The sequence below is a fragment of the Rhodopirellula baltica SH 1 genome, from assembly GCF_000196115.1.
GTDB classification, from domain to species: domain Bacteria; phylum Planctomycetota; class Planctomycetia; order Pirellulales; family Pirellulaceae; genus Rhodopirellula; species Rhodopirellula baltica.
Genome location: NC_005027.1, coordinates 1,517,191 through 1,529,082, shown reverse-complemented (window position 1 = coordinate 1,529,082; position 11,892 = coordinate 1,517,191). Strand labels below are relative to the sequence as shown.

The following is an 11,892-nucleotide window of genomic DNA, read 5'->3' as shown; positions in this document are numbered from 1 at the left end:
GTCAGTCTTCGCGTCGTGCGGAAGCGTTCGAAGTCCGCTCGGCGGCTCCTTCGGGGGCCATGATCTGCTCGACCTTGCCCTCTTCGTCACCCAAACGTTTGTGAATCGAAGGACCAATCAGTTCCGTCAATTCAGCCTCGTTCAGCTCCTCACGATCCAGCAACTCACGCGTGATCGTCTCCAACTGACCGCGATGTTCTCGCAACAGTTGCTCTGCCTTCTGATCCGCTTCCATCAGAATTCTCGCGACCTCTTCATCGATCAATTCCTGCGTGTGTTCGCTGAATTGACGTTGCTGATGAATCTCGCGACCCAAAAACGGATCTTCGTCGCTCGTCTTGTAACTGACCGGACCAATCTTCGGACTCATGCCCCAATGCGTGACCATTCGCCGCGCGATACTGGTCGCTCGTTCCAAATCGTTCTCCGCACCCACACAAGTCTCCGTGTAGATGATCTTCTCTGCCGCGCGGCCCCCGAGCAACACGATCAATTGATGCTCAAGCTCTCGCTTGCTCATGCTCAATCGGTCCTCATTCGGCACATACTGAGTCACCCCCAACGCGCGACCTCGAGGGATGATCGTCACCTTGTGAACAATGTGCGAACCTTCCAAGTGCCAAGCCGTCAACGTGTGGCCGGCTTCGTGATAAGCGGTTTTTTCTTTCTCGCTTTCCAGCAAGACCTCTTCACGCTTCGCACCCATCAAAATCTTGTCGCGAGCGTAGTCGAAGTCGCTCATCTCGACGATTTTCTTGTCGCCACGTGCCGCCCAAAGAGCAGCCTCGTTGACCATGTTGCGAATGTCGGCACCGGTCAGGCCAACCGTTCCCGCCGCCAAACGATGCAAATCAACATCGTCGCCCAGTGGCACGTCTCGAACGTGAACCTTGAAAATCTCTTCGCGGCCCTTCATCGTCGGACGACCCACGGTCACGTGACGGTCAAAACGTCCTGGTCGAAGCAACGCCGGATCCAGCACGTCGGGCCGGTTGGTTGCCGCAATCACGATGACCGCTTGAGCACCACCGAAACCGTCCATCTCTCCGAGAATCTGATTCAACGTCTGTTCGCGTTCATCGTGTCCGCCACCCAAACCAGCACCACGTTGACGACCGACTGCGTCAATCTCGTCAATGAAGATGATCGACGGAGACTGTTCTTTTGCCGTCTTGAACAAATCACGCACGCGGCTGGCACCAACGCCAACGAACATCTGAATGAATTCACTACCGTTAACGCTGAAGAACGGCACGTCCGCCTCACCCGCCACGGCACGAGCCAACAACGTTTTGCCTGTACCCGGAGGTCCATTCAGCAAAACGCCCTTGGGAACTTGGCCACCGAGCTTTTGAAACTTCTCTGGAGTCTTCAGGAAATCAACGATCTCTTGAAGGTCAGCCTTAACGCCTTCCAAACCAGCAACATCGTTGAACGTGATGACTTTGTCAGTAGCTTCGAATCGTTTCGCCGGACTCTTGCTGAACCCGGACAGAAACCCGCCGCCCATCATGTCGTTTCGGGTGCGACGGATCATCATGAAGATGAAGAAGAAGATCGCCAGCGGCAATCCAACCAGGATCAACAAATTCAAGATCGCGGCGGTGTTGTCCGGCGGCGAGAATTTCCAATCCTTGATGTTCCGCTTCTCAAGGTCTTCGGATAGCTGCACGGCATAATCCGCTCCCGCGGGACGCGTGAATCGAAAACGCTTCAGCAACTCCTTCGGCTTCGCATCACCATCTGCAGACTCGCTGGCCGGCATTTGTGGACGAGTCTTGAACGTTCCCGAAACTTCGATGTCGCCGATCTCGACCGACTCGATGTTGTTTTTTTCAAGCTGACTTCGGAAAAAGCTCGCCGAAATCAAAGAGGATGGCTCGGGTTGATTGAAAAACAGCATCGCGGCTAGCACCGTGATCACCAAAGCGATGATCATCGGATTGCCACCACGGCGTCCCGTCGAGAGCTCTTCCTTGTTGGATTTGTCCGAAGAGTTCGATTCGGAATCCTTTTTCATACCGTTTTATCCTCAAAAGTCACTGTTCGTTGGCACTGGCGATGGCGAGTTGCATCTCGCCAGTGCAAGGAGTGTACCGCGATGGCGGATCGTTGCCTAACCGGATGACTCGAGTCGGCCTCTCTGCCTGTCATGGTCCATCCGACACCAGCCAATTCCCGCAAAAACCAGCGATTGCCGCTGTTCCAAACCAATTCGCGAAACTGAAGTCTAGCCCTCAAACCGCCCGGTTCGCCCAACCAACCGATTTTCGCCGGTCGATTTCGACAGCCTGCGACAGTTATTCCAAAAGTCGCCGTTGAACCGGCATTGGGATGCCGAGCCACATTGGCAGTCCTCAACGGCCGCCATGCCACATTCGCCGATGGTCAACCACCCCAAACGGTGCAAGCGGAACGTCCTGAAACTCGACCTTCTTTCGGGCACTCTGATCGTCATCGTTGAAGTTCGATCAACGTCCGATCACTACGCCCACTCAATTCACTTCGTTCGACGCTCCGCTCCCTCAAGAACCAGTGCTCCACAGCGCCCCGGTGCCCCACAGGCACCCAGTGGCCCAGAGCCTAGGTGGGCCAGTGACACAGAACCGAGGACTCATCAACGACGCCGCTCGCCAAACTGATTGTGAATCGATTTAACGAGTCAACTTGTAGAGATGACCTTTTGTCCGCAACAACAACCCACCGGCAAACGGTACTGGGCTGGCAACGGTGAACTGCTCGTCGTCATCGACTTCGTTGGCATGAATCAATTTCGGCTCCGCATCGCCGCCGATGTTCTCGACAACCGAAGTCATCCCCGTTTCATCGGTGACATACAGACGGTCCCCGATGAGCAGCGGCGAACTGCTGTAACTCGATCGGATCCGTTCCAAAGAGGTCTCCCAAAGTGTTTCGCCCGTTTCGGCTGCTAGAGCCGACAACTTCCCTTTGGACGGCTTGCCATCTGAGACCAAATACACAATGCCATCGCGAGCCGCGGGAGTCGGCACATCCGACCCAACGTCATCCCGCATCCACAAGATGGCATCATCGGCTGCGTTCTTGTCATCTCCCGCTTCAATCAACTTTGCCATGTCCACCCCGGTCAATGTCGCGCCCCGGGAATACGGGCAAACAATGACATTGCCGGTGATCACCGGCGACGCAATCGAACGAAAGAACTTCTCTTGCCCCGGGTTGAACCCGCCGAGCGTTCCCAATCGCTCTCCTGTCTTTGCATCGGTCAAAGTCAGGTGATCAGCTCCCAGCACGGCGACGATTTTTTTGCCATCGATTTCTGTCGCGAGCGGCGTCGAGTAACTTTGCGCCGCTTCTTCCGGTGCGGGCACCATCCGGTCGTCTTTCCAAACCACTTCGCCCGATTCAATATCGATGGCGACGATGTAGCTAGGACCGGTTTGCATTACCGCGACAACCACCAAATTGTCAACGATCATCGGTGAGGATCCCAGATCCCACCAAAGCGTGTCCTCACCAAACTGTTCTTGCAAATTGGTGTGCCAGATCGGTTTTCCGTCCAGATCACAACAAGCCAAATCACCACTACGAAAGTACGCCACGACGTTCTTGCCATCGGTCACAGCGGACGGGTTACTTCCGCTGCCTTTGCGGTGTTTGTTGCCGCGGTCGTCGCCGAGTGGGGTTTGGAAAGCAATCTTCAGCGAATCGATGTCGACGCCCAACAAATGATTTTGGCCATCGATCCCGCTGGTCAGAAACGCGCGGTTGCCGACGATCACGGGCGTACTCGCACCACTGCCTGGAATCTTGCACCGAGTCGCTTTTTCTTCCGACCATTCGACCGGATAGTCGCCTTCCGGTGCGACGCCCTGCTGCGATCCGCCACGCCACTGTGGCCAAATCACATCAGAGTTCTTTGAATCAGCGGATACCGATTCCGCGGCCCCAACCATCGCGGTTGAAACAACCGAGACTCCCAAACAAACAACCACGGCGCTCAAGCGTGCCGACGAAAGCGATGCCAGAAAATGGGGCAGGGACATCAAACGGTCTCCACAAAAAATAGACGGAAGGGGCGGGGCGGGAAACGTCATTGTGAAGCACCCCGCGTTCAAATGAAACCACGCAAGCCCGCTGTTCAAAGCAAATCGTTTTCAGGGCGTCGGGTTATTCGCCGAAGTCCGCTCGCACGGGTCCCGACGACACAAACGGATTTCGAGGACACAAACGGAACACCGGCGGTCGGCTGCAGACTGACTCCCGGGCACAGATCGAAAAAATCATGTGCCCTTAACCGCTGCTCCGCTGACTGGATGCTTCGCTGACTGGATGCTTCGCCGAGCCCCCGCTCGATGTTTGACGCACGCCGCGGTCTCAAACCAGGTACGTGCAGGCTATGGATTTAGTCGCATACCGAATGACAACCATTCGCCGTTGGGCGTTGGCCCCGGTTGGCGTCTAATCAACCGTCGCTAACGCGGTGCGGCTCAACAAATCAACAGCCCGTTAGCCCCGGTTGTCCAGAACGACCAAACATGCGTCTTCCACACGAGCAACCCAACCACATTAGAAGAAACGTTCGGACAACAACACCTCAACCGTTTGAGCGCCACCCCGGTTCCATGCGGAGCAACAGGCTGACCGAAAACTTCTTACCCAACCCTATTTGGTGCAAAAATACTTGCAACCGGTTCGCTGAAACCCAAGAATGCATTCGCAATCTAATTCGACACTTTCTAAGAAACGAAAGAAGTGATCCTTTGCCTCGCAGAACTTGTCAAAACTCTTCTTGCTGCAAATGACGACGCGGCAGAATGACCGCGGCTCACCACGGCGAGGAAAGGTCACCCATACAGACGAAGTCCGCGCCGTCTGACAAGACCAAGTTCCAAGACAGCGACGTATCCCCATCGGTAAATTGCAGACAACCGTCTTATCTCTTATTCGCACCTGACCATCAGGTGAAAAGCAAGCAATGCCATGCAAGACGTAAGTCCCTACGAGCCGCCGGGTACGGACATTCATGTCCTCTCTGAACTCGACACTCCAAACAAAACCCGTATTGCGGCAAAAGTTGCTCGAGCGGCCGCAGTAACATTCTTCTCTCTACTTGGAAGTGTCCTTGGGCTGGTCGCGGGATTCTACGGTGGATTTGCCGTGTTTGGCGATGCGGGCGACTTCACAATGATGTTCGTTGCACCATGTATCCTGATCGGCGTCTCCGTCGGCGCTGCTCTGGGCGCCGTCGGTGGTGCGTTACTTGGTCGTTCAATCACGACAAATAGTTAACGTAGCTAAATTGAATCGGAACGAAACACGGTTCGCCTTCGACTGTCTTCGCTCGTTCAAACGTGCTGGGTGTAAGACAGGGCAATAACGATGGCTCATCGCAGAACAGGGCGTGCAGGCCCTGCGAATTAACAAACCAACTCTCCCAGCTCGCAAAACCTAAATGTTATCCAACTGAAAGAGCCCACTCCGCCAATGCGATATTCAATCGCTGAACTGCTAGTATTTCCTTGCTTTGCAATACTCGCTGTCGGCATCAACGGTTACATCAACTACCTGACGATTGATATCCGATACGAATGTGTGACATGGTTTGGCATCGATGACTGGGACTTGCACCGCAAACTCCCGCGTTGGCTCTATGAACGGTTGCTCGATGTATCTGGGCGGCCGATCGACTACGCAATTGCATGCTTGCTCGCATGCTGTCTCCTTCCATTCAAGCGTTTCGCTCGTATCGCCGGCTTGTCGTTGCTCCTAACGTTGCCAATTTCATGCTTCCACAGTGAAATCGCCTCTGGACACCTTGATCGTTGGATAGAACTTCCCATTGCATTGCTGATATCGTGCCTTTACGTCCAGTTGTGCAGATGTCCCATGTTCGTCACTCATCCGCCCAAAAATATCACGGTGATTGTCGTCTTTGTGACGTTGGGTATCCTGGGACTTTTCTTACTGTCTCGACTGCCAAATTTTCCTACGTGGCACTACCGAACGTGACAGCACAGCCTTGCCTCATACGGCGGATAGGCTTGCGGCGGTGGTTGTCGCCGTCTTGGAAGTGTTAAAATTGTTTGCCGCCCGTGTATCACAACCGTTACCAATACAAGCAATAAGTCGTGTCACTCTCGATCGCTCGAAACCTGATCTATCACCTCGCTGAAGATGGATGCGAAATCGGACATGCAGCCAAACGTGATATTGCTTGGGTTGAAAATCTGCCAATCACCGTCGACCTCAAGCGATTGCTTCAGTGGTATTGGCCGTTGAAATCTTGTCAGATCGGTCCCATCACGTTTGGTCCAGTTTCCGAAATAACGAAATTCCCGTGGATCGACGAAATCCTCGAATGCGACCTGCTGCCCGTTGGTTTTGGTCCAAGCGGTGACTGGTTCGCGTGCGATCCTACAACCACTGACTGCAATATCGGATTCATCAACCACGAAAAGTACGGCGGTGGCAATGACGCTCGATGCCATTACCAAGCCACTTTTCGATCACTCGACTCGTATCTCCATTCGGTTGACCTCGGTCGTTATGTGCCCGGTGACTACTACGATGCCTGTGATTACCTTCGGTTTTTGAAAAAAGAGTCTGCCCAGTCATTTTCACCTCCAATACAAGACGAATAACAAATGCGTGCACCCACAGCGGTGGTGGAAACCAGTTTCGCTTTCCAATCACACCGGCCGCTATCCGCGAGCGACGCTGACTGTGATTTAATGAAAGTCGATGAAACGCCATGTTTGAGCACTGTGGCGTGAACCCGTCTCAGACACCACAGTCATGCCGTGTTGATGAAGAACGTCGATCGAAACGTACGGTATTCCTTAGACTTTTCGTTGGCACTTTGATCGGTGTTTCCACGCATTGGGTGCTGCTGTGGACCGACACGCTGTCGACCGAGATGCCACCTGCGGGCGGTGCATTGCTCGGCTTCACTGCGGTGCTTTGCTACTTGAATCCTGTTTTGTTGCGTTCAAAGATCCTTCTCGGCCTCGGCTTTTTCGCGGGGCAGATATCCGTTACTTCATGTCGCCCGCTATTCTTGATCAATCCGTTTGCTGATATCCCGCGGAACATACCAGTAGCTTGGCTTTCAGCGATGCTTGCATTCCTGCTTTCCGCAGCCATCACCTATCAGGCTGTTGATTTATTGAGCCGCACCGCGTTAGCGGCGGTTGATTAGACGCCAACCGGGGCTAACGCCCAACGGCTAATGATTGTCATTCGGTATGCGACTAAATCAACAGTCTGCTATGGGGCGCACTTACTGCTCAAGCGTTGCTGCTCTGCTCTGCCCAACAGACACTCTCGGGAGCGCAATGCATAATTTGGACGTCGTGACTGTTGAATAGAAACTGCGATCGAAGCAGCGGCCCGGTTGGCCGCAAAACCTCTCACACCACCTAACTGCCGACTTGGCGTTTGATCGACAGGATCTTGGCGTTACCTCCCTCGGCGAGCAACCGTCTTCTACAGGATTTGCCAGTTTCGCCGCAACTTGTTCGTAGAACGCCCTGCTCGCCTGTGACAGTTTGGCTCGCCAAAAGAACTCAATTGCGAAACGCTCGAAGAAGATAGTGAACCGACTGGCTTCTCTGCCCAGAGAAAGCGAATTGCGTTCTGGCTGTGCTCAATGTTTTCTTCTTTGATCCAATCTGGTAACAAAGAGGCGGCGGACAACCATCGCTTCCCAATTCGCAGGGCTTTCCGTGAGGTTGAAAAAATTCAACTTCCCCTGGGCCCCGATCAAAAATGTTGCCCGAATGAATCACTGCAAAGGATTGCTGAATGTCAATTGTTTCACTAGTCATCGCGATCTCGATCGGCGCGCCGCCTCAGCTCTCAGATACCCGAAACGTTCTTGAGAGATTCGAGGACGCCGGAATACAAACCCAAGGACGCGACCCGTTTGCCGGCACTGGGTTGTGCGGTGCATCGCTGCCAGTGCGGGTGCCGAGTGACGTTTACTACGTATCGCTACCGCCACGCGGTTTTAACGACGCCCATCTTCGCCTATTGAGACGGTTCCCTCATCTCATCCAAGTGCGATGCAAACGTCCCGTCACAGAAGCGGAACACGAACTGATTGAATCAAACGTACCGACGGGGGCATGGTTGCTGTACGATATCCGTCTTGATGATGGCAATCTCAAACAGCGGCGTTCGTTCCGCTGCGGCTATCGATTCGCCGACGAGGACGTTAACGGCGATGGAATCATTGATGAGGACGACGGAGAAATTCGTGACTCAGCAAACGGCGGGTAGCAATGCGACGTACACAGAGTGGCGACGTCACATTGCATGAAGTACTCCGTCCGTCTCCCCGTCGTACCCAAGCGTGCGAGAGCGGGACCAAGATGCTTACGCAAAAATACGCGTCCACGTGGAAGCCCTTTGGCTCGGTTTCACAAATGAGTTCCCAATACGACGTCTTCCCGTAGTGCTGAACCAGCGAACCGACGGCTGCAACCAAACGTTTGGAATGCCCGTCTTCGTGCGGGTCAATTTTCTCACAATCACCTTCCGATTCGCCCCGATATCCGATCAAGACTTCTGCAACTACATCACGATGACCACACGCACGAACTGCGCCCAAGCAACCATTGCCGGTGGTTGAATGTAGAATGAGACGTCGAACACTCGCTATCGCTGTCATGCATCAACCCGAACTGTAGTCAATGTTTTTCCACACTGTTTTGGTATCCGCGACCCTTTTGTGCTCACTCGTTGCCGGCTTTCTTTTTGCGTTTGATGTTGTAGCGATGCCTGGCATCGGTCGACTCAACGACAGGTCATTTATTCGTGCATTTCAAGTGATCGATGGCGTCATACAAGACAACCAGCCTTTCTTCATGTTTGTTTGGATTGGGTCCGCCATAGCGATCGTTGTTGCGGCGGTCATCGGCTTCTCACAGATTGATGGAGTGGATCGAACGTTATTAATTGTCGCTGCGGTTGTTTACCTGTTGGGAGTTCAGCTCCCGACTGTTCGAATCAACATCCCGCTAAACAACAAGATCCAGGCGATTGACGTTGAACAGAAAGACGATCAAGAACTGCTGGCCGCGCGGTCTGTCTTCGAGGCTCAATGGAATCGATGGAACGTTTTCAGAACGGTTGTTTCCATCACGATCGCGTTGTCGCTCCATGTACTCTTGCTGAGAATCTAGCGGCCGATTGCAGGCAGCAGGGCTCCATCCACGCCGAACGTTCGGAGTTTCGCCGTCTGCCAACATGCTGACTCAGCTGATGGACCACATCCGTCATCGCACACCGCTTCACGAGGCTTGCACGCAAGGAGACACTCGAACGGTTCGTGCCTTGCTAGAATACGGCGCCGACAAATATGCTCTCGATGCCAATGCGCAGACTCCGGCTGAATCGGCGGCGTCCCACAACTAACACGCCGTCATCAAACTACTTAAAGGAGCAGCTCGGTGTCCTGACACAGAGTTGGGTCGTAGCGACGAACTTAGGCGAGATACAGCTAACAACCGATCACGCCACAACCTCTTCCTGTCACCTGGCTGAATCATGGGACTCGACGCTGTTGAAATCGTAATGATTGTCGAAGATCACTTCGGCATCTCAATCCGGAACGACGAAACGGAACGTGTACTCACCGTCGGTGATCTCGTCGCGTTGATTCAATCGCGAATTGGCGCCGCCCATATTGCAACATGCCCCACGCTAACATCGTTCCTGCGTTTGCGTTCCAGCGTCCGCGAACTGACGAATGATCAAACGCTGCGGATACGAATCGGAACTCGTGTTGTCGACATGATGAACCGAACGCAACGCCGACAACTGTGGGCTCAACTAGACGACATTCTTGGTACGGCGGCGCCAGGTCTTCGCCGACCAGCAATCCTGCGCAAACTGCTAGCCTTTTTAGCTACGACGACCTTCGTCATCGCGTTTCTCGGTTCCGTCACGATTGATGTCGCGATCCTCCCTCTGACTCTCGCACTCGCGGCTTGTGCGACACTCGCACTCCACATCATCACCATCCCGTTTCGGAGCATCCCACCTGACGCAGCAGCCACCTTTGGTGCGATTGCACGACGCATGGCAGGCATTTCCGTCGCCACAAAACAATTGCATCTACGCACGGACGAAGAGATACTCCACGAACTCCGACCGATCGTGGCGGCTACCCTGGGCACAGACGGCTCCAAAATCACCAGAACCACGAGATTCATCGAAGACCTCGGAATGGGGTGAAGTCTGCACATCAAGTGCCTCATAGCCATTGACCACGACGGACAGGCGGAGCTGCGATTTCGCGTGATCCCCATGCGATTTGCCCCCGCCATTGCATCTGTTATCCAATGTTTGCAACGCCCCCACGAACGACAGTTCAATATGCGATGTCGATCCCATTTTCGGTTGCTTCGATTGCTCTCTGATGCATTTAGAAGAATGCGTCTGACGACCACACAATCAATCAAAATGTCCGATCGGTAGTCAATAATCTTCAAGTGTGATTTAAAACGCGGCCCGAGGGGAAACAAGTGGCATAGGCTTCCAGCCTGTGATTGCGCAGAACACAGGCTAGAAGCCTTTCTGTACCCCACATCTTTTGCGAGCCGCTTGCGTTGGGAATACAGTCGTTTTGAAGCCAAACATCCCTTGTCCAAGAACCATTAGTGTTCGATTAGCGGAGATTAGTGTTCCCTTGTCCTTTCTGGCGGAACACTAATCCGCTCTGATCGAACACTAATCTTTGGTGTTTCGAGATGTGGGGTATAAAAAGACTAGAAGCCTATGCCACACTTTCTATCCGGAACTTATTCTTCGATTGTTGTTTACTCAGACGGCCCTTTGAAGCACTCTCGGTAGAGGTTAAGCATCGTTCGGTCGATTTCGAAGAACGCATTCCGCAGCAATACGCAACAGAACAACTGTGTCGTCTAAACTACTACGAACGAACTGGTGAACTTCAATATTGGCAGCTAAAGATTGCACCGGTTCGCGATCGAGGGAAACCAGAACGATGAGAAGGTCCTACACGACCGGTCCCGAAACAGCACGTCTGGAGCATCGCGCGTTTACCGTAGACGACGCCGCGGAGTTCTTTGCCCTCAACAGCAACCCGGATGTGATGCGTTTGACTGGCGAGCCGCTCCTCACATCACTTGACGCAGCAAGAGAAGCGATCGCGAAATACCCCGATTTTCGCGAAGTAGGTTATGGCCGCTGGGCGTGCATTCTCAAACAAACAAGAGTGATCATTGGATTCTGTGGGCTGAAGTACCTACCCGAAATGGACTTGGTGGACATTGGATATCGATTCCGTCCACAATACTGGGGGCACGGCTTCGCGACGGAAGCATGCGCAGCGTGTCTGGATTTCGGTTTCGAAACGCTTTGTCTTCCAGAGATATTCGCTTTTGTGCTTCCGGAGAACGTTGCATCCATTCGCGTGCTCGAAAAGGTCGGAATGCGGTCGGATGGCGAGATAATGTACGATGGATTGCTGGCGTTTCGGTTCGTCAAACCCGCACCGCGAATCCGCGAACCAGCGGGTGCACCTGAGCGACCGAAATAGGGCTTTTGAAAGGATCAACCGCTCGCCTCGACCATGTCATCTTCATCGCTCACCAACCAATCATCTTCATCGACTTCGCGAATTGTCGGTGTCGCAATTGTGTTGCGAGCCTTCACAAGAGTGATCTTGGTGTGTCGCCAAGCTTCCGTGGGCAGTCGCTGTTGGCTTTGCTAGACTGCGATTCGAACTGAACAGTTGTGTGACCTGAACCCTGCAAGAAATGTTTGAACTTTGCCCTGCCCAAATCCCCACGATTCACCTGATGAAATGCCCCCGCCGAGCACCTTTCCCGGGCCGACTGAAAGAGACCGACATCCGGGACGTTTGGGCGGTCTCCTAGGAAT

Annotated in this window: 10 protein-coding genes; 8 read left to right on the top strand and 2 right to left on the bottom strand. The window is 53.5% G+C overall.

Annotated features, from left to right (window positions below; translation table 11 throughout):
• Position 1 precedes the first annotated feature (1 nt).
• Together ftsH and RB_RS05850 are read right to left on the bottom strand one after the other, a co-directional pair.
• Complete coding sequence (gene ftsH / locus RB_RS05860) at positions 2 to 2,020, bottom strand: ATP-dependent zinc metalloprotease FtsH (protein WP_007325413.1); 2,019 nt, start codon at positions 2,018 to 2,020, stop codon at positions 2 to 4.
• A gap of 634 nt (positions 2,021 to 2,654) precedes the next feature.
• Positions 2,655 to 4,025 (bottom strand): outer membrane protein assembly factor BamB family protein, encoded by a 1,371-nt coding sequence (locus RB_RS05850; protein ID WP_164921586.1) that lies wholly within the window; start codon positions 4,023 to 4,025, stop codon positions 2,655 to 2,657.
• A 937-nt stretch (positions 4,026 to 4,962) separates the two neighbouring features.
• On the opposite strand from RB_RS05850, the gene RB_RS05845 reads away from it, so the two are divergent.
• The 8 genes from RB_RS05845 (at position 4,963) to RB_RS05800 (ending at position 11,548) form a co-directional block, all read left to right on the top strand.
• Entirely contained in the window at positions 4,963 to 5,271 is a 309-nt protein-coding gene (locus RB_RS05845; RefSeq protein WP_011119111.1) for a hypothetical protein, read from the top strand.
• A gap of 839 nt (positions 5,272 to 6,110) precedes the next feature.
• A complete protein-coding gene (locus RB_RS05835) occupies positions 6,111 to 6,623 on the top strand; it encodes a hypothetical protein (RefSeq protein WP_011119107.1) in 513 nt (170 codons plus the stop codon).
• Between the two features lie 218 nt (positions 6,624 to 6,841).
• Positions 6,842 to 7,180 (top strand): hypothetical protein, encoded by a 339-nt coding sequence (locus RB_RS05830; protein ID WP_231846260.1) that lies wholly within the window; start codon positions 6,842 to 6,844, stop codon positions 7,178 to 7,180.
• A gap of 605 nt (positions 7,181 to 7,785) precedes the next feature.
• Positions 7,786 to 8,262: a hypothetical protein gene (locus RB_RS28010; RefSeq protein ID WP_011119102.1), complete on the top strand. Its 477-nt coding sequence runs from the start codon at positions 7,786 to 7,788 to the stop codon at positions 8,260 to 8,262.
• Between the two features lie 413 nt (positions 8,263 to 8,675).
• On the top strand, positions 8,676 to 9,167 hold the full coding sequence (locus RB_RS05820; RefSeq protein ID WP_011119100.1) for an anthrone oxygenase family protein: 492 nt from the start codon (positions 8,676 to 8,678) through the stop codon (positions 9,165 to 9,167).
• 64 nt (positions 9,168 to 9,231) lie between these two features.
• Positions 9,232 to 9,399, top strand: coding sequence for an ankyrin repeat domain-containing protein (locus tag RB_RS05815; RefSeq protein WP_007332392.1), 168 nt, complete (start codon positions 9,232 to 9,234; stop codon positions 9,397 to 9,399).
• 159 nt (positions 9,400 to 9,558) lie between these two features.
• Positions 9,559 to 10,221 carry an acyl carrier protein gene (locus tag RB_RS05810; RefSeq protein WP_231846258.1) on the top strand — a complete coding sequence of 221 codons (663 nt, stop codon included), beginning with the start codon at positions 9,559 to 9,561 and terminating at the stop codon, positions 10,219 to 10,221.
• Positions 10,222 to 10,993: 772 nt separating this feature from the next.
• Positions 10,994 to 11,548, top strand: coding sequence for a GNAT family N-acetyltransferase (locus tag RB_RS05800; protein WP_164921584.1), 555 nt, complete (start codon positions 10,994 to 10,996; stop codon positions 11,546 to 11,548).
• The last annotated feature ends 344 nt before the right edge of the window (positions 11,549 to 11,892 follow it).

What these genes read in the sequence shown, in the direction of transcription:
- ftsH (WP_007325413.1), bottom strand. Translation starts at nt 2,020, where the DNA reads ATGAAAAAGGATTCCGAATCGAACTCTTCGGACAAATCCAACAAGGAA.
- RB_RS05850 (WP_164921586.1), bottom strand. Translation starts at nt 4,025, where the DNA reads ATGTCCCTGCCCCATTTTCTGGCATCGCTTTCGTCGGCACGCTTGAGC.
- RB_RS28010 (WP_011119102.1), top strand. Translation starts at nt 7,786, where the DNA reads ATGTCAATTGTTTCACTAGTCATCGCGATCTCGATCGGCGCGCCGCCT.
- RB_RS05815 (WP_007332392.1), top strand. Translation starts at nt 9,232, where the DNA reads ATGCTGACTCAGCTGATGGACCACATCCGTCATCGCACACCGCTTCAC.
- RB_RS05820 (WP_011119100.1), top strand. Translation starts at nt 8,676, where the DNA reads ATGTTTTTCCACACTGTTTTGGTATCCGCGACCCTTTTGTGCTCACTC.
- RB_RS05845 (WP_011119111.1), top strand. Translation starts at nt 4,963, where the DNA reads ATGCAAGACGTAAGTCCCTACGAGCCGCCGGGTACGGACATTCATGTC.
- RB_RS05810 (WP_231846258.1), top strand. Translation starts at nt 9,559, where the DNA reads ATGATTGTCGAAGATCACTTCGGCATCTCAATCCGGAACGACGAAACG.
- RB_RS05800 (WP_164921584.1), top strand. Translation starts at nt 10,994, where the DNA reads ATGAGAAGGTCCTACACGACCGGTCCCGAAACAGCACGTCTGGAGCAT.